Here is a 24,941-nt window from a genome sequence, read left to right on the forward strand (position 1 = left end):
TCAATCTTTTTCTTTTGCTAGAGAAAATAAAAAAACTCTTAAAAATAGTATTAGATCAGCATTCCTAAGAGTTTTCACTATTTGACAACTAACCTCGATAAGGGGCATTTTTTAATTACTGATATAGTTTGTCTACGTTCTGAAACTCGCATAAGCGAGTTTTCTTTTAATCACGGTACTTGGAGCTTTTTATTTAGAATTGAACTAGAAAATTTTACTATTTTTTGATATGATAGATAGAATACAAGGAGGAAGTAGATGACGTTAGAAGAAATCAGACGGGAAATTGATCAAGTTGATGATGCAATCGTTGCCCTGTTGGAGCAACGCATGAATCTGGTTGGCCAAGTTGTGGCTTTAAAAAAATTAACAGGCACAGCTGTCTTGGATAGCAAGAGAGAAGATGTGATTTTTGCCAGAGTGGCGGATAAGGTTGAAAACAAGGGCTACAAGGAAACTGTTGTCGCGACCTTTTCTGACATTTTAAAACGTTCGCGTGAATTTCAGAATAAAAATATCTAATGAAAGAAGTACAGAATTCGATAGCTGTGGCTTTATCTGCTATGGCAGGCGGTTGGCTACGTTACCAAGTAGCGCTCATATCAGTTTTTGATGATTCATTTCCGCTAGGTACCTTACTGGTCAATTATTTGGGAACTTTTTTGCTAGTCTATATTATCAAGGGCTATCTTAGCAGTAAAGTTAAGTCTCAGTGCCTAATTCTAGCTCTTTCGACCGGTTTTTGCGGAGGTTTGACGACCTTTTCTGGTCTTCTGCTAGACAGTATCAAACTAGCAGATTCAGGGCGCTATATGGAGCTTCTTATCTATCTAGTTTTAAGTGTAGGTGGTGGCCTTGCAATCGCCCTATGGGCTGGGAAGCAGGTGAAGTCATGATGTGGGCGATGTTAATCTGCTGCGGCGCTGGTTCTCTTGTGCGTTATGTTTTCTCCAAGGTCAATAGCAGAGTATATCTGCCGATTGGAACTTTATTGGCAAATTTGCTAGGTGCTTTTTTCATTGGATATTTTTATAATCATATAGAAGACAAGCAGCTTTATGTGATTTTGGCAACAGGCTTCTGTGGTGGACTGACGACCTTTTCCACCTTGAATGCTGAGCTGGCAGATCTCTTTTCGGAGCGAAAGAAATTTCTTCTCTATTTGGCTTTGACTTATATCCTCGGATTTTTAGCGATTCTTTTGGGAATTTTCATTTAAACATCTTTACATTTTTAGAAATTTTGATATAATATAGTTTGTGCCTAATGGAAGCACAAAAAACGGCTAATCCGCTGCGGTCATGAACTTTAAGATTAGTAAGATAGGAGTAGAAAAAATGAATCCATTAATCCAAAGCTTGACTGAAGGTCAACTTCGTACTGACATCCCTGCATTCCGTCCTGGTGACACTGTCCGCGTTCACGCGAAAGTTGTCGAGGGAACTCGCGAACGTATCCAGATCTTTGAAGGTGTGGTTATCGCTCGTAAAGGTGCTGGTATCTCAGAAACTTACACCGTTCGTAAGATCTCTAACGGTATCGGTGTTGAACGTACTTTCCCAATCCACACTCCACGTGTTGACAAGATTGAAGTCGTTCGTTACGGTAAAGTCCGTCGTGCTAAATTGTACTACCTTCGTGCATTGCAAGGTAAGGCAGCACGTATCAAAGAAATTCGCCGTTAATCTTAGAAAGACTCTGTCATTGGGCAGAGTTTTTCTCTAAGTCCCCTTAGTTCAATGGATATAACAACTCCCTCCTAAGGAGTAGTTGCTGGTTCGATTCCGGCAGGGGACATGTATATGAAAAAAACTACGTCATTTAACGTAGTTTTTTTTCTATTTTTAAATGAAAGCGCTCTAAAATAAATTGTTTTTTAGGAAAATAGGAGTACAATAAGTTAGTGTAGTAATTAAAAAAGCACCGAATCGGTGCGCACTTTTTCAAGTTGTGTACGGACAAAGCCTTATTTTAACTTGCTGTGTTGTTTCGAATAGTTCCAACAATCTCATTGTACCATACTTGTTAAAGATTATCAAGTGAAATGTAAATTATTTTGCAGATACGACAAAAAGGTAGTTTATCATCATTTGAAACAATACAGTTCTAAAACTAAAATATAACTTATGATCAATTTTAGCACATTTTTACCGATATTTCATCATTATTCTATTGAAATTTTTAGCTAGAATGATATAATTAAATAAAGTTATATTTTAAGGAGTTTATTGTGGAAAAGTTCAAAATCACTAAAGATAATTTAGCTACTCTAACTGAGTTAGTAAAGTTTATGAAGGGGGGCATTGAGTTAATCAAAACTCTCATTTCTTAATTTGTAAATTATAACTTAATACAAAGGAGGATTTTATACATGGAAAACAAAAATTACTCTATCGGACTCGATATCGGAACTAACAGCGTCGGATGGGCCGTCATTACGGATGACTATAAGGTGCCATCGAAAAAGATGAAAGTTTTTGGCAATACTGATAAACACTTTATCAAGAAAAATCTAATTGGAGCTTTATTATTTGATGAAGGGGCTACTGCTGAAGATAGACGTCTAAAACGAACAGCGCGCCGTCGCTATACCCGTCGAAAAAATCGTCTTCGCTATCTTCAAGAAATCTTTTCTGAGGAAATAAGCAAGTTGGATAGTAGTTTCTTTCATCGATTAGATGACTCTTTTTTAGTTCCTAAGGATAAGAGAGGAAGTAAATACCCTATTTTTGCTACCTTGGAAGAAGAAAAAGAATATCATAAGAAATTCCCGACTATCTATCATTTGAGAAAACACCTGGCGGACTCAAAAGAAAAAACTGACTTGCGCTTAATCTATTTGGCATTAGCTCATATGATTAAATACCGCGGACATTTTTTATATGAAGAATCTTTCGATATTAAAAACAATGATATCCAAAAAATTTTTAATGAATTTATAAGCATTTACGATAACACCTTTGAAGGAAGTTCACTTAGTGGACAAAACGCACAAGTAGAAGCAATTTTTACTGATAAAATTAGTAAATCTGCAAAGAGAGAACGCGTTCTAAAACTCTTTTCTGATGAAAAATCCACTAGTCTCTTTTCAGAATTTCTCAAGTTAATTGTAGGAAATCAGGCTGATTTTAAAAAACATTTTGACTTAGAAGAAAAAGCTCCACTACAATTCTCTAAAGATACCTATGATGAGGATTTGGAAAACTTACTCGGACAAATTGGAGATGGTTTTACAGACCTTTTCCTAGTTGCTAAAAAACTCTATGATGCTATTCTTCTATCAGGAATTTTGACTGTCACAGATCCTTCAACCAAGGCCCCACTATCAGCATCTATGATTGAGCGCTATGAAAGCCACCAAAAAGACTTGGCAGCTTTAAAACAATTCATCAAAAACAATCTTCCAAAAAGATATAATGAAGTTTTTTCTGACCAATCTAAAGACGGGTATGCTGGATATATCGATGGCAAGACCACTCAAGAAGCATTTTACAAATATATCAAAAATCTTCTCTCTAAATTCGAAGGAGCAGATTATTTCCTTGATAAAATTGAACGTGAAGATTTTTTGAGAAAACAGCGCACCTTTGATAATGGTTCTATTCCTCATCAAATTCATCTTCAAGAAATGAATGCCATTCTCCGTCGACAAGGAGAACATTATCCATTTCTGAAGGAAAACAGAGAAAAGATTGAGAAAATCTTGACCTTCCGTATTCCTTACTATGTTGGTCCATTGGCTCGTGGCAATCGTGATTTTGCTTGGCTTACTCGAAATTCTGACCAAGCAATCCGACCTTGGAATTTTGAAGAAATTGTTGATAAAGCAAGCTCTGCAGAAGAATTCATCAATAAGATGACCAACTATGATTTGTATTTACCAGAGGAAAAAGTTCTGCCTAAGCACAGTCTGTTGTATGAAACATTTGCTGTCTATAATGAATTAACAAAAGTAAAATTTATTGCAGAAGGATTGAGAGATTATCAATTTCTTGATAGTGGGCAGAAGAAGCAAATTGTCAATCAATTATTCAAAGAAAAAAGAAAAGTAACTGAAAAAGACATCATCCATTATCTACATAATGTTGATGGCTACGATGGAATCGAACTAAAAGGGATTGAAAAACAATTTAACGCAAGTCTTTCTACTTATCATGATTTGCTCAAGATTATCAAGGATAAAGAGTTTATGGATGACCCTAAAAATGAAGAGATTCTTGAAAATATAGTCCATACTCTCACAATATTTGAAGATCGTGAGATGATTAAGCAACGCCTTGCTCAATATGACTCCATCTTTGATGAAAAAGTGATTAAAGCACTGACTCGTCGACATTATACTGGTTGGGGAAAACTCTCTGCCAAGCTGATTAACGGTATCTGTGATAAACAGACAGGAGATACGATTCTTGACTACTTGATTGATGACGGTAAGATCAATCGCAACTTTATGCAGTTAATCAATGATGACGGGCTTTCTTTCAAAGAAATTATCCAAAAAGCACAAGTAGTTGGTAAAACAGATGATGTGAAGCAAGTTGTCCAAGAACTTCCAGGCAGTCCTGCTATTAAAAAAGGAATTTTACAAAGTATCAAGATTGTTGATGAGCTTGTCAAGGTTATGGGCTATGCTCCTGAATCGATTGTAATTGAAATGGCTCGCGAAAATCAGACAACTGCCAGAGGGAAAAAGAATTCACAACAAAGATATAAACGTATTGAAGACTCACTGAAAAATCTAGCACCTGGACTTGATTCAAACATATTAAAAGAAAATCCTACAGATAATATTCAACTTCAAAATGATCGCCTCTTCCTCTACTATCTCCAAAATGGGAAGGATATGTACACAGGAAAACCTCTTGATATTGACCAATTGAGTAGCTATGACATTGATCATATCATCCCTCAGGCTTTCATTAAGGATGATTCGATCGATAACCGTGTCTTGACTAGTTCAAAGGATAATCGTGGTAAATCCGATAATGTTCCAAGTTTAGAGGTTGTTCAAAAAAGAAAAGCTTTTTGGCAACAATTGTTGGATTCCAAATTGATTTCAGAACGTAAATTTAATAATTTAACCAAAGCTGAACGAGGTGGACTAGATGAGCGTGATAAAGTTGGCTTTATCAGACGCCAACTAGTTGAAACACGGCAAATAACAAAACATGTTGCACAGATTTTGGATGCCAGTTTCAATACAGAAGTGAATGAGAAGAACCAGAAAATTCGTACCGTCAAAATCATCACTTTGAAATCCAATCTAGTTTCCAACTTCCGTAAAGAGTTTGAGTTATACAAGGTACGGGAAATCAATGACTACCACCACGCGCATGATGCCTATTTAAATGCAGTAGTTGCTAAGGCTATCCTTAAGAAATATCCTAAACTAGAACCTGAATTCGTCTATGGTGACTATCAAAAGTACGATCTTAAGAGATACATCTCAAGATTCAAACCCTCTAAAGAAATTGAAAAAGCAACTGAGAAGTATTTCTTTTACTCAAACTTGTTGAATTTCTTCAAAGAAGAGGTGCATTACGCAGACGGAATAATCGTAAAAAGAGAGAATATCGAATACTCCAAGGACACTGGAGAAATCGCTTGGAATAAGGAAAAAGATTTCGCAACAATCAAAAAAGTACTTTCCTATCCACAGGTGAATATTGTTAAGAAAACAGAAATTCAGACACATGGTCTAGATAGAGGTAAACCTAAAGGCTTGTTCAATTCTAATCCATCTCCTAAACCGTCAGAAGATAGTAAAGAAAATCTTGTTCCAATTAAACAAGGGCTTGATCCACGGAAATACGGTGGTTACGCTGGTATTTCTAACTCGTACGCGGTCTTAGTTAAAGCTATTGTTGAAAAAGGAGCGAAAAAACAACAAAAGACAATTCTTGAGTTTCAAGGTATCTCTATTTTAGATAAAATAAACTTTGAAAATAACAAAGAAAACTATCTTCTTAAAAAAAGATACATAGAGATTCTATCAACTATTACTTTACCTAAATATAGTTTGTTTGAGTTTCCTGATGGTACAAGAAGAAGACTGGCAAGTATTCTATCGACAAACAATAAACGAGGAGAAATTCATAAAGGAAATGAATTAGTACTTCCTGGCAAATATACTACACTTTTGTATCATGCTAAGAATATTAATAAAAAACTTGAACCAGAGCACTTAGAGTATGTTGAGAAACATCGAAATGATTTTGCTAAACTTTTAGAGTGTGTACTTAATTTTAACGATAAGTATGTAGGCGCATTAAAAAATGGAGAAAGAATCAGACAAGCATTTACTGATTGGGAAACAGTTGATATCGAAAAGTTGTGTTTCAGTTTCATTGGTCCAGAAAATAGTAAAAATGCCGGATTATTCGAGTTGACCTCACAAGGAAGTGCCTCTGATTTTGAGTTTTTAGGAGTAAAAATTCCACGATACAGAGACTATGCACCGTCATCGCTTCTCAAGGCCACCCTCATCCACCAATCCATCACTGGTCTTTACGAAACTCGGATTGACTTGAGCAAACTAGGAGAAGACTAATGGGATGGAGAACGGTTATTGTCAATACGCACTCTAAACTCTCCTACAAGAACAACCACTTGATTTTTAAAGATGCCTCTCGGACAGAATTGATTCACCTGTCCGAGGTAGATATCTTACTTTTGGAGACAACAGATATCGTTCTCTCCACTATGCTGATTAAACGCTTGGTTGATGAAAATATTCTAGTCATCTTTTGTGATGATAAACGCTTGCCAACTGCATACTTAATGCCTTACTATGGTCGGCACGATTCCAGTTTGCAACTCTCTCGGCAAATCACTTGGAGTGAGGAGGTTAAAGCACAAGTTTGGACCACCATTATCGCACAAAAAATTCTCAATCAGGCTTTTTATCTTGGGAGTTGTGGTTTTCTAGAAAAATCTCAGTCCGTCATCGATCTCTATTATGGGTTGAATTTATTTGATCCTAGTAACCGTGAGGGGCATGCAGCTCGAATTTATTTTAATACCTTGTTTGGGAATGATTTTAGTCGTGAGCAGGATAATGATGTCAATGCTGCCTTGGACTACGGCTACACTTTGATTTTGAGTATGTTTGCGCGTGAGATTGTTTTGTCTGGCTGCATGACCCAATTTGGCTTGAAACATGCCAACCAGTTCAATCAATTCAACCTGGCTAGCGATATTATGGAGCCTTTTCGTCCGATTATTGACAGGATTGTCTATGAAAATCGAAAAAGTTCTTTTGTCAAAATCAAGCGAGAACTTTTCACTATTTTCTCGGATACCTTTCACTATAATGGTAAGGATATGTATCTGACCAATATCGTCAGTGACTATACTAAGAAAGTCATCCAAGCTCTCAATCAACCAGAGAAAGGAGTTCCTGAGTTTAGGATATGAGTTATCGATATATGCGTATGATTTTAATGTTTGATATGCCTGTTGATACTGCAGAGGAACGCAAGGCTTATCGGAAATTTCGAAAGTTCCTCATAGATGAAGGATTTATCATGCACCAATTCTCCATCTATAGCAAGCTCTTGCTCAACAACTCTGCCAACAGTGCTATGATTGAACGCCTTAAGACGCATAATCCTAAAAAGGGAAACATTACTCTCTTAACTGTCACGGAAAAGCAATTTTCTCGCATGATTTACTTAAATGGTGAGCGAAATACCAGCGTAGCAAACTCGGATACACGCTTGGTCTTTCTAGGAGAGGAGCCTGGATATGAAGATTAATTTCCCGCTATTGGATGACCCATTAGCTATTGAAAATGCAACCTTTTTAGTGCTTGAAGACCAGTTTACCTTTTCAACTATAGTCAAGCAGTTCTACCAATATACTGATGATGGGGAGTTGAAGTTGTTTGATAGAAATCTAAAATCTCTGAAAGAGACTGAATTACTAGTGATAACGGATGTCTTAGGATACAATCTCAACTCACCTGCCATGCTCAAGCTGATACATGCTGATTTAGAAAATCAACTCAATGACAAGCCCGAAGTCAAGTCCATGATTGAAAAGCTGGTAGCTACGATTACAGAATTGCTGGCATTTGAGTGTTTGGAAAACGAGTTAGACCTAGAGTATGATGAAATCACCATTCTAGAGTTAATCGATGCACTTGGTGTCAAAGTCGAAACTCTAAGTGATACACTTTTTGAAAAGATGCTAGAAATTGTCCAGGTTTTTAAATATCTTTCTAAAAAGAAACTCCTTGTTTTCATCAATGCGACCGCCTATCTATCAGAGGATGAGTTAGTAAATCTGATAGAGTATATCCAACTAAATCAACTAAGGGTTTTATTTGTCGAACCTCGAAAAGTCTATGATTTTCCGCAGTATGTGCTGGATCAAGACTATTTCTTGAACCCTGAAAATATGGTATAATAAGAGTAACAATTGGAACCTGACGAGCTGAAGTCTAGCAGGGACGAATAGTGCGATTACGAAATTTCGTGAGAAAAATTTTTCTACGAGGTTTTAGAGCTGTGTTGTTTCGAATGGTTCCAAAACCAGACGACGCAATCTATATCATCGACGCATGTTTTAGAGCTGTGTTGTTTCGAATGGTTCCAAAACCGCAGAAGCTCCGAGCACTGGCAGCGTATCGTTTTAGAGCTGTGTTGTTTCGAATGGTTCCAAAACCCTTCCTCTGTCTGTTCGCTTTCCTCCAGCGTTTTAGAGCTGTGTTGTTTCGAATGGTTCCAAAACCCAGACTTCTCTGAGACGTGCATCCACAGCGTTTTAGAGCTGTGTTGTTTCGAATGGTTCCAAAACGTTCCAGGCTTTGATGGTTCGGCAGATTTCGTTTTAGAGCTGTGTTGTTTCGAATGGTTCCAAAACATAATCATAAGCATGACTAACACCATCTCTGTTTTAGAGCTGTGTTGTTTCGAATGGTTCCAAAACAAGGGATACATATAGATTTTGTTTACAGAAGTTTTAGAGCTGTGTTGTTTCGAATGGTTCCAAAACTCTGAATGTACGCAAAACTCCAAGCCTTACGTTTTAGAGCTGTGTTGTTTCGAATGGTTCCAAAACGTAATAATTCCTCAGAAAACAAAGAGTAGGGTTTTAGAGCTGTGTTGTTTCGAATGGTTCCAAAACGCAACAGGACTACGAATATTATTACGCCGCGTTTTAGAGCTGTGTTGTTTCGAATGGTTCCAAAACTAGAGCAAACGCCCGCAGGTATCGCAGCCGGTTTTAGAGCTGTGTTGTTTCGTTTTTTTGTTATAAAAAGGACTGAGTAAATCAGTCCTTTTGTTCTCTATTTCCCCAAGCAAAATTGGCTGAAGAGTTGGGTGATGAGTTCGTCTGGTGCGGCGTCACCAGTGATTTCGCCGAGGATTTCCCAGGTGCGGGTCATATCGACTTGGAGAAGATCTACCGGCATACCCATTTCCAAGCCTTGGTTGACGGCTTGCAGGCTTTCTAGGGCTTTTTCAATCAAGGAGATATGGCGGGCGTTGGACAGGTAGGTGGCGTCTTGTTCAACGATACCAGCATTTTCAAAGAAGAGCTGATTGATGCGTTCTTCAATTTTATCGATATTTTGATTGTGGAGGACAGAAATCTTGATGACATCAGTTGGCAGCTGATCCAGCTCAATCTTTTCCTCAAGGTCAGTCTTGTTAAGCAGGACGATACGATTACTATCTTGACTGATTTCGAGCAATTGTTTGTCCTGATCCGTCAGAGGCTCGCTGACATTGAGGACTAAAAGAACCAAGTCAGCTTCCTGCAGGGCTTTTTTAGATCGTTCAACTCCAATCTGTTCTACAAGGTCATCGGTTTCTCGAATCCCTGCGGTATCGATGAGCTTGAGCGGCACACCCTTGATATTGACATACTCCTCGATCACATCACGGGTCGTACCCTCGATATCAGTCACAATGGCCTTGTCCTCGCGCAGGAGATTGTTGAGCAGGCTGGACTTGCCAACATTAGGCCGGCCGATGATAGCAGTGGAAATGCCTTCGCGTAAAATCTTACCTCGTCGTGCAGTATCGAGAAGATTGCTCAACAGAGCCTCGAACTCAGCTGTTTTTTCTCGCATAAGCTGGGTTGTCATTTCTTCCACATCGTCGTACTCGGGATAGTCAATATTGACCTCGACCTGAGCCAGTGTGTTGAGGATTTCCTGACGAGTATTGTTGATAAGGTTGGAGAGGGAGCCATCCAGCTGCTTGACAGCGTTGTTCATAGCTTTATCGGTCTTGGCGCGGATGATGTCCATGACAGCCTCAGCCTGAGTCAAATCCACGCGCCCATTGAGAAAGGCCCGCTTGGTAAACTCACCAGGTTCAGCCATTCTAGCGCCCTCGCGGATAGCCAACTGCAGGATTTCATTCGTGACCGCAATCCCGCCGTGGGTGTTAATCTCAATGATATCCTCGCGCGTGAAGGTCTTGGGAGAGCGCATAGCACCAACCATGACCTCGTCCAAAATTTCCTGATTTTGAGGGTCAACGATATGGCCATAGTTGAGTGTGTGACTTTCTACTTTGCTTAGATTTTTCCCTTTGAAGATCTTTTGGGCAATAGCAAAGCTGTCAGTTCCGCTTAGTCTAACGATACCGATGGCTCCTTCGCCAAGAGGTGTAGAAATCGCAGCGATTGTATCAAATTCTCTGGTAATCATACTGTATCTTTCCTTGTGTTTAAAATCAATTAATCTAATTGTAACGCAAAAATCAAGGAGGAGCAAGGCTTTCGATTACCAAGCGGAAGGAATGAAATTTAAGTCCGGTAAAGAGAACACTTTCATGTTAGTGAGAATCATGATATAATAAAAGTAGTGTGATTTGAGGAGGTGCTATGGAAAATCTAAAGAAACTGGCAGGAATCAAGGCTGCTGAATTTGTCCAAAGCGGGATGATAGTTGGTCTCGGGACGGGTTCGACCGCTTATTATTTTGTCGAAGAGATTGGCCGTCGTATAAAAGAAGAAGGACTGAAGATTACAGCTGTGACGACTTCCAGTGTCACTAGCAAACAGGCGGAAGGATTAGGTATTCCGCTCAAATCTATCGACGATGTGGATCAGGTGGATGTCACTGTTGATGGTGCTGATGAGGTTGATTCAGCTTTTAACGGTATCAAGGGCGGTGGCGGCGCACTTCTCATGGAGAAAGTCGTAGCGGTACCTACCAAGCACTATATCTGGGTGGTCGATGAGAGCAAGATGGTAGAGAAGCTAGGCGCCTTCAAACTACCAGTAGAAGTTGTTCAGTATGGTGCTGAACAGCTCTTTCGTCGCTTTGAGCGTGCTGGATATAAGCCTGCTTTTCGTCAGAAAGATGACCAACGTTTTGTCACGGACATGCAGAATTTCATTATTGACTTAGATTTAGGTGTGATTGAAAATCCAGTTGAGTTTGCACAAGAACTTGATCATGTTGTGGGAGTAGTGGAGCATGGATTGTTTAATCAAATGGTAGACAAAGTCATTGTTGCTGGAAAATCAGGTCTTCAAGTTTTAGAGGCCAATAAATAGAAAGAGGTTTTTTATGCCAAAATTTAATCGTATTCACTTGGTAGTCATGGACTCAGTTGGTATTGGTGCTGCACCAGATGCTAATAACTTTGTCAATGCAGGAGTACCAGATGGTGCATCTGATACTCTGGGACATATTTCCAAAACGGTGGGACTGAATGTTCCAAATATGGCTAACATTGGTCTGGGAAATATTGAGCGTCCTGCTCCTTTGAAGACAGTTCCTCAAGAAGAAAATCCTAGCGGCTATTATACCAAGCTGGAAGAAGTATCACTCGGAAAGGACACGATGACAGGGCACTGGGAAATCATGGGTCTCAATATTACTGAGCCTTTTGATACTTTCTGGAATGGTTTCCCAGAAGAAATCCTGACTCAGATTGAAGAATTTTCTGGTCGCAAGGTCATTCGTGAGGCTAACAAGCCATACTCTGGTACAGCAGTTATTGATGACTTTGGTCCTCGTCAGATGGAAACAGGCGAGCTGATTATCTACACTTCTGCTGATCCAGTATTGCAAATTGCAGCACACGAAGAAGTGATTCCTTTGGAAGAGCTCTATCGTATCTGTGAATTCGCCCGTTCTATTACCTTGGAACGCCCTGTGCTTCTAGGACGTATTATCGCTCGTCCTTATGTAGGTGAGCCAGGCAACTTCACTCGTACAGCCAACCGTCACGACTACGCTGTTTCTCCGTTTAATCCAACTGTACTTGATAAGCTCAATGAAGCTGGAATTGCTACCTATTCTGTTGGTAAGATTAACGACATCTTCAACGGCGCTGGAATTAACCATGACATGGGACACAATAAGTCTAACAATCATGGTGTAGATACTTTGGTCAAAGCCCTGAAAGACGAAAACTTCAAAGAAGGTTTCTCATTTACTAACCTAGTAGACTTTGATGCTCTTTATGGTCACCGCCGTGATCCACATGGCTACCGTGACTGTTTGGAAGAGTTTGATGCTCGCATCCCAGAAATCATTGAAAATATGCGTGAAGATGATTTGCTCATGATTACTGCTGACCATGGTAATGACCCGACCTATGCCGGAACTGACCACACTCGTGAGTACATTCCGCTTTTGGTCTTCGGAAAATCGCTGAGCGGTCATGGTCATATTCCTGTCGGACACTTTGCGGATATCTCAGCTACCGTTGCTGAAAACTTCGGAGTGGACAAGGCGATGATTGGTGAAAGCTTCTTGGACAAATTGGTATAAGCATAATAAGAGAGTGAGGAAAATGTTTTATGACAAGTTTATCAGAAAAAATCAAAGCAACAGCAGCCTTCTTGAAAGAAAAAGGTATGACAGAACCTGAATTTGGTCTGATTTTGGGATCTGGTTTGGGAGAATTGGCTGAAGAAATCGAAAATGCCGTTAGTCTTGACTATGCGGATATTCCAAACTGGGGCCGCTCAACTGTTGTTGGTCACGCTGGTAAATTAGTTTATGGAGACTTGGCAGGACGGAAAGTCTTGGCACTGCAAGGCCGTTTCCACTTCTATGAAGGAAATCCTTTAGACATCGTTACTTTCCCAGTGCGTGTGATGAAGGCTCTTGGTGCGAAAGGTGTTATTGTCACTAATGCTGCCGGTGGTATCTGCTATGGTCCAGGTACGCTTATGGCCATCACTGACCACATCAATATGACTGGCCAAAATCCTTTGATTGGTGAAAACTTGGATGAATTTGGTCCACGTTTCCCTGATATGTCTAAATCTTACACTCCAGAATACCGTACCGTCGCTCATAAAGTTGCTGATAAGCTTGGTATCAAACTGGATGAGGGGGTCTATATCGGTGTAACTGGACCGACTTATGAAACACCAGCAGAAATCCGTGCTTATAAGACGCTTGGGGCGGATGCAGTCGGCATGTCTACTGTTCCTGAAGTGATTGTAGCAGCACATTCTGGTTTGAAAGTCCTTGGAATTTCATGCATTACAAACTTTGCTGCTGGTTTCCAAGAAGAGCTTAATCATGAGGAAGTGGTTGAAGTAACAGAACGTGTCAAGGGTGATTTCAAACGACTGCTTAAAGAAACGCTTGCTGAATTGTAAAAAAATGTTGAAAGGCGTAGTGTCTGGGTTGGTAATTAAATCCGGAACAGCCTTTCTATCTAGCCGATAAAATCATTAAACTAAAGAAAGGTAGAGCGAGGCGTTCAGATTTGAACACGAGAGGAAAACTATCTTTCAAATAAACACAGAAAGGAAGGGCGTCTGAGTTTGAATTGAACTCGGGCTAGTCTTTCTATGAAATATTAAAAATAAGAAAGAAAGGAATTGAACCCGCCCTAAAAGCGGTGGGAAAAAGATAGATGGTCTTGCGAGCATCGCTCACTGCGCCTATCTCCTATTTTCCCTTTGCTTTTGACGGGTTTGGTATCTTAATTATGTCTATTCATATTTCTGCTAAACAAGGCGAGATTGCTGATAAAATCCTTCTTCCGGGGGATCCGCTTCGAGCTAAATTCATCGCTGAGAACTTTTTAGAGGACGCTGTTTGCTTCAATGAAGTCCGCAACATGTTTGGCTACACTGGAACTTATAAAGGCGAGCGTGTTTCTGTTATGGGGACAGGGATGGGAATGCCATCAATCTCTATCTACGCGCGTGAGTTGATTGTTGACTACGGTGTGAAAAAGCTAATCCGTGTCGGAACTGCTGGCTCGCTTAATGCTGATGTCCATGTCCGTGAATTAGTACTGGCGCAGGCGGCTGCAACTAACTCCAACATTATCCGCAATGACTGGCCACAGTATGATTTTCCACAAATCGCTAGCTTTGATTTACTAGATAAGGCCTATCATATCGCCAAAGATCTCGGTATGACAACCCATGTTGGGAATGTTTTGTCGTCAGATGTCTTTTACTCAAACTACTTTGAAAAGAATATTGAGCTTGGAAAATGGGGAGTTAAAGCTGTTGAAATGGAAGCTGCGGCACTTTACTATTTGGCTGCTCAGCACCATGTAGATGCTCTGGCTATTATGACCATTTCTGATAGTTTGGTTAATCCTGAAGAGGACACGACTGCAGAAGAACGCCAAAATACCTTTACCGATATGATGAAGGTTGGTTTGGAAACCTTGATTGCAGAAGCATGAAACTAGATGTCAAAGAAGCCATTCTCTTTGCTATTTCCCGCTATGACTATGCTTATGCGTATAAGCTGGCTGAGCGAGCAGGAAGCAATGTCCAGTCTGACTTGGTCTGTCTTCTTGGGGCTTTAGCGGAGCGAAGAGAGCTCAACATCCAATCTATGATGAATCTAAAGTTGGAAATCACTGGGTCTGACCTAGCTGATTTTCAGCTTTTTTGCCATGAAAATGAAGCGGACGAGCAGCTGGTCAATTACCTGTATGATCTGGAAGCCAAGCTTAGAAATGAGCAGCTGATTGACTTTATCCGAGCTGTCAGTCCGGCTATTTATCGGATTTTTATGCGGCTGATTCGCATGCAAATACCGGATATTGACAGCTATATTCATAATTCTAGAGAGGCCAGTTACGACCGTTGGAAGTTTGAGAAGATGAGGAATTCTGATAATCCTGACCTGCAAAATTTTCATGCGGAAAGCACGGTCAATTCTTCTAGTTTGACGGAGCTGATTTTGCAGTTGAATTTGTCCGAGTCTGTCAAAGAATCAGCACAGCAGCTAAGAGAGTTAGAAAAGTCAGTCCGCAATCCACTGGCTCATCTTATCAAGCCTTTTGATGAGGAAGAATTGCACCGGACGACTGGTTTCTCATCTCAGCACTTTATGGAGCTTCTTGTTGATTTGGCGCAGGAGACAGGCATTGTTTATCAGAGGGAACCTTTTTACTTTGACCGAGCGAATGGGCTCATAGAAAGTCTCTTATAAGGAGTAGCAGGATGGATAAGATTGCAAGGCTGCAAGAATTGATAGACCAAAGTCAGAATATCGTCTTTTTCGGTGGTGCGGGGGTTTCGACGGAGTCCAATATTCCAGACTTCCGCAGTTCAGATGGGATATATAGCGTTAAGCTGGGACGGCATTTTACAGCGGAGCAGCTGGTTTCTCACACAATGTTTGAGCGCTATCCGCAGGAGTTTTTTGACTTTTACAAGAAGTACCTGCTCTATCCAGATGCTAAGCCCAATGCTGCTCATGCCTACTTGGCGGACTTGGAGAAGACAGGCAAGCTCAAGGCTGTAGTGACTCAAAATATCGATAGCTTGCATGAAATGGCTGGTTCGAAAAAGGTTTTCAAATTACATGGCAGTGCGGATAGAAATTTTTGTCTGAATTGTCAGCGATTCTATGATTTGGATGGCTTTCTGGCTCTGCAGAGTACCATTCCTCACTGCCTTGACTGTGGCGGTATTGTCAAGCCAGATGTGACCCTCTATGAAGAACCGCTAGATATGGAAGTTTTCCAGCAGGCAGCCCAAGCTATCCATCAAGCTGACCTACTGATAATCGGCGGCACTTCCTTAGTCGTCTATCCCGCAGCCAGCCTCATCCAGTACTTTACAGGTAAGCATCTGGTCGTCATCAACAAGACCAGCATCCCTAAAGACAACCAGGCAGATCTGGTCATTGAGGGCAAGATAGGAGAAGTGTTGGGGAAGTTGAGAAGAGATGGCTAGAATCTATTTCTAAAAATAAGAAAAAAAGGACTCTTGTAGATTTTGCAAGGGTTTTTATTGACAACTTAAAATGGCTATATTAAAAAAAGAAAGTGTTTTAATATGGCCGATTTGTATATTCAGAACTCTTCATACAGTTTATCAATTAGTGACCGTAAGTTAATGATAAAGAACCAAGAACGCACTATGCTCAAGGCTATTTCATTAGGTCTAATTGATAACATTCTTATATTTGGTAATTCTCAGTTATCAACACAATTACTGAAATCTTTATCTCGCCATGGGATTCCAGTCTTCTATTTTTCTAGCAAGGGTGAGTTTTTATTTTCGATGGATTCTTTTAAGGAAGCTGACTATTAAAAGCAGAGAGAGCAGGCCCAAGCTTCTTTTGATAAAAGTTTCTGTCTCAAGATGTCGCAGAGAATAGCTTCGGCAAAAATCATGAATCAATTAAATCTGCTAAAAGCACACGATGAGCAAGGGCTATTTGACGAAGAGGACTTTAAACGCTTTAAAGCTGCTTGTGAGAGCCTTGAATCTGCCAAAAGCATATCAGAAATTATAGGGATTGAAGGCAGGATTGCTAAATCTTATTTCTACTATCTAAATCTACTGGTAAAAGAAGATTTTCAGTTTTATTGTCGCAATAGGAGGCCATCCTTAGATCGTTTTAATGCGCTGCTAAATTTTGGGTATTTAATTTTGTATTCCTGTTTTATTGGCTTGATTCGGAAAAATGGTCTTAGTGCAGGCTTTGGAGTTACCCATCAGCCACATACCCATCATGCAGTACTAGCCAGTGACTTAATGGAAGAGTGGCGGCCAGTCATCGTAGATGATACTGTGATGAGTCTGATTAAGCAAGGTGATATTAGGGGAGAGCATTTTGAGAAGAATGGGGAGGAAATGCATTTGACTTCGAAAGGGATTGAAGTATTTTCTCGAGCTATGAGGGAGCGCATCTTAGAAATCCATCATTATGTCGAATTGGATAAGAATCGCTACACTTTTTTGTACATAGCAGATCAGCAAGTCAAGTCTTTGATTCGATGTTTTAAGTCAAGGAATGCTGACGACTATATCAGCAGTTATACGGGAGAGTGAAGATGACTTTTTATAATCTTGATAGTGTCAGCAAGGAATTTGCCAGGAAGAAAACAAAGTTTTGTCTGGTTATTTATGATATCGTAAGTAATAAAAGGCGTTTAAAACTAGCCAAGCTTTTAGAAGGCTATGGTACAAGGGTTCAGAGTTCTTGCTTCGAAGTCAATATAGAAAAGCTGAATTTTGAGCTTTTGATAAAAGATATAAGAGACTTTTATCAAGCCGATGAAGGAGACAATATCATCGTATATGTCGGGCATAAAGAAGAAACTGTAGTCTTTAATCCCTATGCTGGCGCTGAGTTGCTGGAAGAGATATTATTCTTTTAATCTTTAAATTTTGCTGGCTTCATGGTATAATAAGGATAAGTTTCAACTGGGATGTCAAACTAGATCTAGTGGTTCGACGCGAAGACCCTATACAAGATATGGGGTTAGAAACCCCAGTCACCTCGAGAGGGGACGGAAACATTTGGGTTTTCTGGGCATACTCAATGTCTTCCATGTAAGACACCCCAGTGACCTCGAGAGGGGACGGAAACTCTTTCCGCCTACAAAAGGCTTTTTATTTTTCAAACTAGTAAGACACCCTAGTCACCTCGAGAGGGGACGGAAACCTCAAATCTAGTGTCCGTACTTGGTAAGGCTCTGCGTTAGAAACCCCAGTCACCTCGGGAGGGGACGGAAACAAATTTACAATCATGTCTTTTGTATATTGTTTATAACGTAACAATCCCCATTCACCTCGCGAGGGGGCGGAAACAGAGCCTTCCTACACGTCGTAAGGTCACGAACACCAGTAAGACCCCTCGGTTACCTTGAGAGGGGGCGGAAACGCAATATCCGTATATTCATTCTCTGGATCCACAATAATAAGAAATCCTAGTCACCTCGAGAGGGGACGGAAACCTCAAATCTAGTGTCCGTACTTGGTAAGGCTCTGCGTTAGAAACCCCAGTCACCTCGGGAGGGGACGGAAACAAATTTACAATCATGTCTTTTGTATATTGTTTATAACGTAACAATCCCCATTCACCTCGCGAGGGGGCGGAAACAGAGCCTTCCTACACGTCGTAAGGTCACGAACACCAGTAAGACCCCTCGGTTACCTTGAGAGGGGGCGGAAACGCAATATCCGTATATTCATTCTCTGGATCCACAATAATAAGAAATCCTAGTCACCTCGGGAGGGTACGGAAACGGGTGCTCTTTAAAGTAATCATTAAATGTAGTTGTGTAAGAACCCCCATTCACCTCGAGAGGGTACGGAAACTATCGAAACAGACCGTGACATCTTGAAGAAGACAACAGGTTAGAAACCCCAATCACCTCGAGAGGGGACGGAAACTAGTTTACCGTCTTGAGCTTTGATTGTGACTGTGCCGGTTAGAAACCCCAATCACCTCGAGAGGGGACGGAAACTAATGATGACTTGACCGTCATAGTTCATCAAACCAAGGTAAGAAACCCCAGTCACCTCGAGAGGGTACGGAAACTGTTGTGCTAATTGTTTTAATATGTGGTTTCTCCGTAAGAAACCCGATTCACCTCGAGAGGGTACGGAAACATGCAAAATGAACTAGCTTCATCACTTGTAACATAGTAAGAAACCCCAGTTACCTCGAAAGGGTACGGAAACCGCCGTAGTTCGACCGATAAGTTGTACATTATTCAGGTAAGACCCCCCATTCACCTCGGGAGGGGACAAAAACTGTCATTTGGTGACCTCCTTGCTTGTGCTTGGCTTGGTAATACCCCCTATCAGGTCGTAAGAAACCCTAGTCACCTCGGAAGGGTACGGAAACATACTCTAACTTAGCTTCTTGATGTTTAGCCAAGGTTAGAACCCCCAATCACCTCGAGAGGGGACGGAAACCGAGCAGCAGCGCGCTCAGCGTCAGTCATCTTGTAAGACCCCCCAGTCACCTCGGGAGGGGACGGAAACAGCCATGATTGTACCCGTTGGAACATGGCGACCCTACGTAAGACACCCCAGTTATCAGAAAGGAAGGATCTGGACTAGCTGCGTAATAACTCCCATTCACCTCGGGAGGGGGCGGAAACAAATAGGTCTTAGTCTCATAGACATAGTGAGCAAGCTTGTAAGACCTCCCAGTCTCCTTGAGAGGGGACGGAAAAGCCAGGAAGTCTTCAGACACTTCAACTTTGTCTTGGTAAGAACCCTCAGTCTCCTCGGGAGGGTACGGAAACAGTTCCAGATATTCAGTATCTAGTTTTTTGTCAAAAGGTAAGACCCCCCATTCACCTCGGAAGGGTACGGAAAACTAGTAACGCCAATAAGGACAGGAACAGCAACGTCTTTGTAAGAAACCCCAGTCAGCTCGATAGGGTACGGGAACTAAGTCCTAATTGAGATACGCCGTGTTCGTCTTTGTGTAAGAACTCCATTCATCTCGCGAGGGTACGGAAACGGAGGTTTTACGTTGTTGTTTCAATTTTCTAGCGTAAGAATCCCCATTCACTTCGAGAGGGTACGGAAACTTCTTCTCCAAAATAACTATCTTTTAGTTTCAAGCGATGTAAGACCCCCCCATTCACCTCGGGAGGGGACGAAAACGGAAATTTTGTCCTTCCTTTAGGTCTTCCTGGCTTTCGTAAGACCTCCCATTCACCTCGAGAGGGGGCGGAAACTTGCTTTAATTTGGAGTTAGATGTGAGCGCTTCAGTAAGAACCCCCAGTGACCTCGGGAGGGTACTGAAACTATGAAATGTTACCTACTTTTACTTCGGTAGTATATTTTGTAAGAACCCCCATTCACCTCGAGAGGGAACGGAAACATATCTGGCTTCAGGTCATACCCAACTACTGATTGAGGTAAGAACCCCCATTCACCCCGAGAGGGAACGGAAACTAGACGGCATTAGCGTGTATAAGAACAGCAGCAAGATAGGTAAGACCCCCCAGTCACCTCGAGAGGGGGCGGAAACATGTCTGTTTGTTCTCGGTAACTGTAATACTCTAGTCTGTTAGAACCCCCATTCACCTCGGGAGGGTACGGAAACTCCGCATAGTAGCCTGTAATGGTTGAGCCATAAGCTCCGTAATAACCCCCAGTCACCTCGAAAGGGGGCGGAAACTCCGCTAGACCAATGATTTTTAAATACAATGTAATCAGTAATTCACCCCAGTTACCTCGAAAGGGGACGGAAACGCAAACTGAATAACTTGGATATTATAATTGATTACTTCGTAAGAACCCCCATTCACCTCGCGAGGGGACTGCAAACTGGGGAATTATGATGCAATTTTTAAAATAGGCTTAGATATTTAAAATAAGAAAAACCTTGACATCGCTTTCAAGATTTGATATAATAACAATCGTAAAAACAGTACTGATAATAACTAAAAAAGGGCGCCCTAGATTCGGTGAAAAATACTTTCACCGTTTTTAGGCGCTTTTTCTTATATAGAAAGGAATGGAAATGTGAAGAAAATACGATTGCATCTTTCAAAGGCTTCTTTGAAGGATGATGACTTAGTCAGTAAACTGCAGGGTTTTCTCATGGAGAAGCTTTCGGATGACTTTGCCTCCTTCCTCCATCAGCAAGAGACCAATCCCTACTCGATGAATCTTCGTTCGGAGCGGGAGGAGTCTATTTGGACGGTAAACTTACTTTCGGAAGAAGCAGAGCAGCAGATATTGCCCCAGTTATTGAGTCTTGAAACGATAAAATTAGAGACTTATTCTGAGGAGATTCTGGTGAAGAATATCGAGATCCAGTCCCTTTCGTCCCAGTCCTTGCTGGAGGTTTTTCAGGGAGATGAGGCTTCGCACTTGATCAGTCTGAACTTTTATACTCCGACGACCTTTAAACGTCAGGGGCAGTTTGTACTTTTTCCAGATACACGTCTAATCTTTCAGAGTCTCATGCAGAAGTACAGCCGGCTGGTAGAAGGCAAAGCAGAGATAGAGGAGGAAACGCTGGAGTTTTTAGCAGAGCATAGTCAAATCACTAGTTATCGTCTGAAGAGTCATTATTTTCCGATTCATGGACGAAAATACCCTGCCTTTGAGGGCAGGGTGACGATTCGAATCCAGGGAGCATCTACCTTAAAGGCCTATGCCCAGATGCTTCTGAGATTCGGGGAATATTCTGGAGTCGGAGCTAAATGCAGCTTAGGAATGGGAGGGATGAGAATTGAAGAAAGAAAAACTTGATTTGATTTACCAGGCCTTGTTTCACAATCTTGGCCGAGTTGTTAGTCGCTCGCACGGTCAGCCTGATGATATAGACCTAGGAAAAGCATGGTTAAAAAAACAACTACCCCAGCTGGATTTTGGTGGTAATTGCAGAGCAGAAAAAATTATCGCTTTGGCAAATAATATTGCCAGTGGCTCATTAGATGAAAACGAAGTTTCAAAAGAGCAGCTTTTCAAACCGCTGGCTGATATCTTCAACGCCTTCAAAAAGAAAGAGGAGTCTCGTTATCAGAAGTTTGAAGTCTTAACAGATGAGATTGAGCTCAATATTGCCGGCCACGAAGCTGTTGATATTAGTCAGGACTGCTATGAAGAACTACTGAATGTTTTGAATGAAAAACTGCAACAACTTCCCTTAGAGGAAGAAAGCTTGCCTTCCTTTTTCAATCTTTGGCGGAGCTTGTTTTCGAAAGTTCCTCTACTTCCTGGAGACAAGGAGCTGGGAGATCTCTCTCTGGCAGAGCATAGTCGATTAACAGTTGCTTTTGCTACTGCGATTTTTGATTATCTGGAAAGCCAAGACCAATATACTCTACTAGATGATGAATCCAAATTTTATAGAGAATCAGCCTTCTTGCTAGCTAGTTTTGATCTTTCTGGTATCCAGGACTTTATCTACAATATCGCCAGCAAAGGGGCTGCTAAGCAACTCAAGGCTCGCAGTCTTTATCTGGAATTTATGAGTGAAAATATTGTGGATAGTCTCTTGGAGAAGTTGGCTCTATCACGCGCCAATGCCCTTTATGTTGGCGGTGGCCATGCCTATTTTGTTTTACCCAATACAGAAGCTACAGTGACAGTTTTGGAGCAGTTTGAAATGGAATTTAACAGTTTCCTCCTGAAGCATTTTCAGACGGGTCTCTATGTTGCTTTTGGTTGGGCACCATTTGCCGCAGAGCAGATTATGAAATACCGTTATGGTTCGGTTGCTAGTTATCTACAACACTATCGCGAGATATACCAAGAGACTAGTCGGATGATTTCTGAAAAGAAAATCTCTCGCTACGATGCAACTACCCTGCGAGAGCTCAATAAGGGTGGTAAACAGTCTGAACGAGAGTGTGAAATTTGCCATGCAGTTGGGGATATTAAGGAGCTGCGGATAGGTGGCGAGGATGTACAAAATCTTTGTCCTATTTGTCGTGAGCTTAGAGGATTTGCTGCTAAAATTCATACTTTTGACGAGACTGAAAATCCTGAAAGGGAAGACTATTATTATTTTCAGATTGTAGAGGGAGAAGAAGGACTTCCGATTGGCCCTGGAGCTGTATTGTTGGCTGTGGGTGAAGATGATATTCCCACTTCAGGTCGTTTATATGTGAAAAATAAATTTTCTACGAACAATGCTGCTATTCATGTCTATATCGGAGATCGTCAGGCAGCAAATATTGAAGACTATGCAGGTCTGTCTCAAAAAGAAATCGAAGGAAATGAGGGTGAGACTAAGGGAATTAAGCGGCTGGCTGTTTTGCGTTTGGATGTAGACAATCTAGGTGCGGCCTTTATGGCTGGATTTTCTGAACAAGCAGCTGGAAGTTATAATACTCTTGCTCGTTCTGCTGTATTTTCTCAGCAGATGAGTCTGTTCTTTAAGTTTCATATTAATCAATTTGCAAAGGATAAGAATTTGACGATTATCTATGCAGGTGGTGATGATGTGTTTGCGATTGGTAGTTGGCAGGATGTTATTGATTTTGCGGTTGATATTAGGCAGAAATTTATTGCTTTTACAAATGGGAAATTGACCTTATCAGCAGGCATCGGGCTTTATCCGGATAAAACCCCGATTCATCTGATGGCTTTGGATGCTGGACATCTTGAAGAGGCCGCTAAGTCCAATGGCAAAGATAGCATTTCTCTTTTCAATGAACGGTACACTTTCTCGTTTGATGACTTTATTGATGAGATTTACAAAGGAAAATTAAAAGATATTCGGAGATATTTCTCTGGGCAGAAGGAGCGGGGTATCAATTTTCTCTATCGCTTGGTCGAACTTTTGCAACTTAATGATAAAACGATGTATAAGGGATATGGGCCGGAAGATGATAGAAGGATGAATGTTGCCCGCTTGGCTTATCTATTGGCGCGAATGGAAGATGAAGCTGGCAAAGAGGGGAAGGAGCACTTCAGAGAATTTAAAAATGCTTTTTGGGATTGGTACAAGAGCAGCAGTAAAACACAGAGAGAAGCAGAGTTCGCTCTCATCTACTATCTATATGAAATTAGAAAGGCATAAAATGATGGCACCGCATGAAAAAAATAGAAACAACCGAACTAACAGCAGAAATCAATGTCAAAACAATCGTAGTAAAGGTAATTATAGTAGTCAAAATAATAAACAAAAATTTTTCAAGCTGGACCCGCCTATTTTGACGGATGATTATGTTGATAAAGCTGACCTGGTCATTCATAGCTTGAAAAATTCAGGGACATACACAGAAGGGCCAAACAAAGGGAAGATAAAATTCAAATTAACCAGTACACAAATTCGTAATTTAGCAGCCTTGACCAGCAATCTTTTTGACGAAAGTAAAACAAAAAATGATATTGAGGAATTAAGAGAAAAAATTTCCTATTTGAGGATTCAGTTTGTCTACCAATCCGGAAGAGAACCAGCTGTAGAAGATTTTGTTAAAAAAGCAGGTTTATTAGAAGCGTTGACAGAAATTCAAGATATACCTAGTTTACAGCGCTTCTGTCGATATATGGAAGCTTTGATTGCATATTTTAAATTCAATGGAGGAAGAGATCAATGACCTATTCAAAAGTAAAAATTTCAGGAATTATTGAGCTGAAAAGCGGACTTCATATTGGGACAAGTAATGCTTTCGCAGCTATTGGTGCTACCAATAATCCTATTATCAAAGATCCCCTTACGAATCTTCCCTATATTCCTGGCTCCACTTTAAAAGGAAAAATGCGCAGCTTACTTTATCGGACAGACTATAATAGCAACACAACAGAGAAGTTAAGTAAAGATAGTTTGGAAATTAGCCGTCTCTTCGGAAATTCAGAAACTTATAAAATTGGCCGCTTGGTTTTTCGAGATGCCTTTCTAAACAACAAAGAAGAGCTAGGTAAAAGAGTATCTACTTACACAGAAGTTAAGTTTGAAAATACGATCAATCGCATTACAGCTGAAGCAACTCCTCGACAAGTTGAGCGAGCTATTCGTGAAAGTGAATTTGCTTTTGAGATTATCTATTCTATTCAGGAGAAAGAACTCACTGAGGTCGAAAAGGATATGGAAATTCTCAAAGCTGGTTTTGAATTGTTAGAATGGGATTACTTAGGCGGTTCTGGCAGTCGCGGCTATGGTAAAGTGTGTTTTAAAAACTTTGAGGTTAAGACTGTCTTTGGTGAATTTGATGAGGATAGGATTAAAAAAGCCCTGAAACCATTTACTAATGATGAGTCCGACGGTGGAGGAAGTACAGAGATCCCAGATTCAGAAATTAAGTAAGGAGGTCTG

20 protein-coding genes, 1 tRNA gene, 1 pseudogene and 1 CRISPR repeat array are annotated in these 24,941 nt (G+C 40.8%); of the genes and pseudogenes, 21 read left to right on the forward strand and 1 reads right to left on the reverse strand.

Annotated elements, in window-relative coordinates; all coding sequences use genetic code 11:
- Window positions 1-258 precede the first annotated feature (258 nt).
- The 9 genes from J1C81_RS05615 to csn2 all read left to right on the forward strand — a co-directional run bounded on the left by J1C81_RS05615 (window position 259) and on the right by csn2 (window position 8,409).
- Window positions 259-522, forward strand: coding sequence for a chorismate mutase (locus J1C81_RS05615; protein ID WP_002915078.1), 264 nt, complete (start codon window positions 259-261; stop codon window positions 520-522).
- Window positions 522-896, forward strand: a complete 375-nt coding sequence (gene crcB, locus J1C81_RS05620; protein WP_002915079.1) for a fluoride efflux transporter CrcB — start codon at window positions 522-524, stop codon at window positions 894-896. Before J1C81_RS05615 ends, crcB (J1C81_RS05620) begins: the two co-directional genes overlap by 1 nt.
- Window positions 893-1,219: a fluoride efflux transporter CrcB gene (gene crcB / locus J1C81_RS05625; protein WP_002915080.1), complete on the forward strand. Its 327-nt coding sequence runs from the start codon at window positions 893-895 to the stop codon at window positions 1,217-1,219. The genes crcB (J1C81_RS05620) and crcB (J1C81_RS05625) overlap by 4 nt, the downstream gene beginning before the upstream one ends.
- A 118-nt stretch (window positions 1,220-1,337) precedes the next feature.
- Window positions 1,338-1,685 (forward strand): 50S ribosomal protein L19, encoded by a 348-nt coding sequence (gene rplS, locus J1C81_RS05630; RefSeq protein ID WP_009660455.1) that lies wholly within the window; start codon window positions 1,338-1,340, stop codon window positions 1,683-1,685.
- Between the two features lie 40 nt (window positions 1,686-1,725).
- A tRNA-Arg gene (locus tag J1C81_RS05635) sits at window positions 1,726-1,797 on the forward strand.
- A gap of 574 nt (window positions 1,798-2,371) precedes the next feature.
- On the forward strand, window positions 2,372-6,550 hold the full coding sequence (cas9, locus tag J1C81_RS05640; protein WP_002915084.1) for a type II CRISPR RNA-guided endonuclease Cas9: 4,179 nt from the start codon (window positions 2,372-2,374) through the stop codon (window positions 6,548-6,550).
- Window positions 6,550-7,416 (forward strand): type II CRISPR-associated endonuclease Cas1, encoded by an 867-nt coding sequence (gene cas1 / locus J1C81_RS05645; RefSeq protein ID WP_002915085.1) that lies wholly within the window; start codon window positions 6,550-6,552, stop codon window positions 7,414-7,416. Before cas9 ends, cas1 (J1C81_RS05645) begins: the two co-directional genes overlap by 1 nt.
- Window positions 7,413-7,757: a CRISPR-associated endonuclease Cas2 gene (gene cas2, locus J1C81_RS05650; RefSeq protein ID WP_002915087.1), complete on the forward strand. Its 345-nt coding sequence runs from the start codon at window positions 7,413-7,415 to the stop codon at window positions 7,755-7,757. Before cas1 (J1C81_RS05645) ends, cas2 (J1C81_RS05650) begins: the two co-directional genes overlap by 4 nt.
- Window positions 7,747-8,409 (forward strand): type II-A CRISPR-associated protein Csn2, encoded by a 663-nt coding sequence (csn2, locus tag J1C81_RS05655; protein WP_002915088.1) that lies wholly within the window; start codon window positions 7,747-7,749, stop codon window positions 8,407-8,409. Before cas2 (J1C81_RS05650) ends, csn2 begins: the two co-directional genes overlap by 11 nt.
- A gap of 90 nt (window positions 8,410-8,499) precedes the next feature.
- Window positions 8,500-9,195: a CRISPR direct-repeat array (repeat unit 36 nt; unit sequence GTTTTAGAGCTGTGTTGTTTCGAATGGTTCCAAAAC).
- Between the two features lie 97 nt (window positions 9,196-9,292).
- Here the strand turns inward: csn2 and mnmE are convergent.
- Window positions 9,293-10,666 carry a tRNA uridine-5-carboxymethylaminomethyl(34) synthesis GTPase MnmE gene (gene mnmE / locus J1C81_RS05660; RefSeq protein WP_002915091.1) on the reverse strand — a complete coding sequence of 458 codons (1,374 nt, stop codon included), beginning with the start codon at window positions 10,664-10,666 and terminating at the stop codon, window positions 9,293-9,295.
- 176 nt (window positions 10,667-10,842) lie between these two features.
- On the opposite strand from mnmE, the gene rpiA reads away from it, so the two are divergent.
- The 12 genes and pseudogenes from rpiA to csm3 all read left to right on the forward strand — a co-directional run bounded on the left by rpiA (window position 10,843) and on the right by csm3 (window position 24,932).
- The gene (gene rpiA, locus J1C81_RS05665) at window positions 10,843-11,520 is read left to right on the forward strand and encodes a ribose-5-phosphate isomerase RpiA (protein ID WP_002915093.1); all 678 of its coding nucleotides are present in this window, start codon (window positions 10,843-10,845) and stop codon (window positions 11,518-11,520) included.
- A gap of 13 nt (window positions 11,521-11,533) precedes the next feature.
- Window positions 11,534-12,745 carry a phosphopentomutase gene (locus tag J1C81_RS05670; RefSeq protein ID WP_002915095.1) on the forward strand — a complete coding sequence of 404 codons (1,212 nt, stop codon included), beginning with the start codon at window positions 11,534-11,536 and terminating at the stop codon, window positions 12,743-12,745.
- Window positions 12,746-12,774: 29 nt separating this feature from the next.
- Window positions 12,775-13,587: a purine-nucleoside phosphorylase gene (locus J1C81_RS05675; RefSeq protein ID WP_002915100.1), complete on the forward strand. Its 813-nt coding sequence runs from the start codon at window positions 12,775-12,777 to the stop codon at window positions 13,585-13,587.
- 335 nt (window positions 13,588-13,922) lie between these two features.
- Window positions 13,923-14,636 (forward strand): purine-nucleoside phosphorylase, encoded by a 714-nt coding sequence (gene deoD / locus J1C81_RS05680; RefSeq protein WP_032909800.1) that lies wholly within the window; start codon window positions 13,923-13,925, stop codon window positions 14,634-14,636.
- On the forward strand, window positions 14,633-15,394 hold the full coding sequence (locus J1C81_RS05685; RefSeq protein ID WP_002915105.1) for a hypothetical protein: 762 nt from the start codon (window positions 14,633-14,635) through the stop codon (window positions 15,392-15,394). The genes deoD and J1C81_RS05685 overlap by 4 nt, the downstream gene beginning before the upstream one ends.
- A gap of 11 nt (window positions 15,395-15,405) precedes the next feature.
- A complete protein-coding gene (locus tag J1C81_RS05690) occupies window positions 15,406-16,143 on the forward strand; it encodes an NAD-dependent protein deacylase (protein WP_002915110.1) in 738 nt (245 codons plus the stop codon).
- Window positions 16,144-16,245: 102 nt separating this feature from the next.
- Window positions 16,246-17,247, forward strand: a pseudogene (cas1, locus tag J1C81_RS05695) (CRISPR-associated endonuclease Cas1).
- 2 nt (window positions 17,248-17,249) lie between these two features.
- Window positions 17,250-17,576, forward strand: a complete 327-nt coding sequence (cas2, locus tag J1C81_RS05700) for a CRISPR-associated endonuclease Cas2 (protein ID WP_032909710.1) — start codon at window positions 17,250-17,252, stop codon at window positions 17,574-17,576.
- A gap of 3,116 nt (window positions 17,577-20,692) precedes the next feature.
- Entirely contained in the window at window positions 20,693-21,427 is a 735-nt protein-coding gene (gene cas6 / locus J1C81_RS05705; protein ID WP_002915117.1) for a CRISPR-associated endoribonuclease Cas6, read from the forward strand.
- Window positions 21,408-23,705, forward strand: a complete 2,298-nt coding sequence (gene cas10, locus J1C81_RS05710) for a type III-A CRISPR-associated protein Cas10/Csm1 (RefSeq protein ID WP_002915119.1) — start codon at window positions 21,408-21,410, stop codon at window positions 23,703-23,705. Before cas6 ends, cas10 begins: the two co-directional genes overlap by 20 nt.
- A gap of 130 nt (window positions 23,706-23,835) precedes the next feature.
- Window positions 23,836-24,225 carry a type III-A CRISPR-associated protein Csm2 gene (gene csm2 / locus J1C81_RS05715; protein WP_032909801.1) on the forward strand — a complete coding sequence of 130 codons (390 nt, stop codon included), beginning with the start codon at window positions 23,836-23,838 and terminating at the stop codon, window positions 24,223-24,225.
- Complete coding sequence (gene csm3 / locus J1C81_RS05720; protein ID WP_002915121.1) at window positions 24,222-24,932, forward strand: type III-A CRISPR-associated RAMP protein Csm3; 711 nt, start codon at window positions 24,222-24,224, stop codon at window positions 24,930-24,932. Before csm2 ends, csm3 begins: the two co-directional genes overlap by 4 nt.
- Window positions 24,933-24,941: the final 9 nt, after the last annotated feature.

The organism is Streptococcus sanguinis (genome assembly GCF_050225395.1).
In the GTDB taxonomy this organism is placed as follows: Bacteria; Bacillota; Bacilli; order Lactobacillales; family Streptococcaceae; genus Streptococcus.

What these genes read in the sequence shown, in the direction of transcription:
- J1C81_RS05670 (WP_002915095.1), top strand. Translation starts at nt 11,534, where the DNA reads ATGCCAAAATTTAATCGTATTCACTTGGTAGTCATGGACTCAGTTGGT.
- mnmE (WP_002915091.1), bottom strand. Translation starts at nt 10,666, where the DNA reads ATGATTACCAGAGAATTTGATACAATCGCTGCGATTTCTACACCTCTT.
- J1C81_RS05675 (WP_002915100.1), top strand. Translation starts at nt 12,775, where the DNA reads ATGACAAGTTTATCAGAAAAAATCAAAGCAACAGCAGCCTTCTTGAAA.
- rpiA (WP_002915093.1), top strand. Translation starts at nt 10,843, where the DNA reads ATGGAAAATCTAAAGAAACTGGCAGGAATCAAGGCTGCTGAATTTGTC.
- J1C81_RS05685 (WP_002915105.1), top strand. Translation starts at nt 14,633, where the DNA reads ATGAAACTAGATGTCAAAGAAGCCATTCTCTTTGCTATTTCCCGCTAT.
- crcB (WP_002915079.1), top strand. Translation starts at nt 522, where the DNA reads ATGAAAGAAGTACAGAATTCGATAGCTGTGGCTTTATCTGCTATGGCA.
- cas2 (WP_032909710.1), top strand. Translation starts at nt 17,250, where the DNA reads ATGACTTTTTATAATCTTGATAGTGTCAGCAAGGAATTTGCCAGGAAG.
- deoD (WP_032909800.1), top strand. Translation starts at nt 13,923, where the DNA reads ATGTCTATTCATATTTCTGCTAAACAAGGCGAGATTGCTGATAAAATC.
- cas2 (WP_002915087.1), top strand. Translation starts at nt 7,413, where the DNA reads ATGAGTTATCGATATATGCGTATGATTTTAATGTTTGATATGCCTGTT.
- csn2 (WP_002915088.1), top strand. Translation starts at nt 7,747, where the DNA reads ATGAAGATTAATTTCCCGCTATTGGATGACCCATTAGCTATTGAAAAT.
- rplS (WP_009660455.1), top strand. Translation starts at nt 1,338, where the DNA reads ATGAATCCATTAATCCAAAGCTTGACTGAAGGTCAACTTCGTACTGAC.
- J1C81_RS05615 (WP_002915078.1), top strand. Translation starts at nt 259, where the DNA reads ATGACGTTAGAAGAAATCAGACGGGAAATTGATCAAGTTGATGATGCA.
- cas9 (WP_002915084.1), top strand. Translation starts at nt 2,372, where the DNA reads ATGGAAAACAAAAATTACTCTATCGGACTCGATATCGGAACTAACAGC.
- cas1 (WP_002915085.1), top strand. Translation starts at nt 6,550, where the DNA reads ATGGGATGGAGAACGGTTATTGTCAATACGCACTCTAAACTCTCCTAC.
- J1C81_RS05690 (WP_002915110.1), top strand. Translation starts at nt 15,406, where the DNA reads ATGGATAAGATTGCAAGGCTGCAAGAATTGATAGACCAAAGTCAGAAT.
- csm3 (WP_002915121.1), top strand. Translation starts at nt 24,222, where the DNA reads ATGACCTATTCAAAAGTAAAAATTTCAGGAATTATTGAGCTGAAAAGC.
- crcB (WP_002915080.1), top strand. Translation starts at nt 893, where the DNA reads ATGATGTGGGCGATGTTAATCTGCTGCGGCGCTGGTTCTCTTGTGCGT.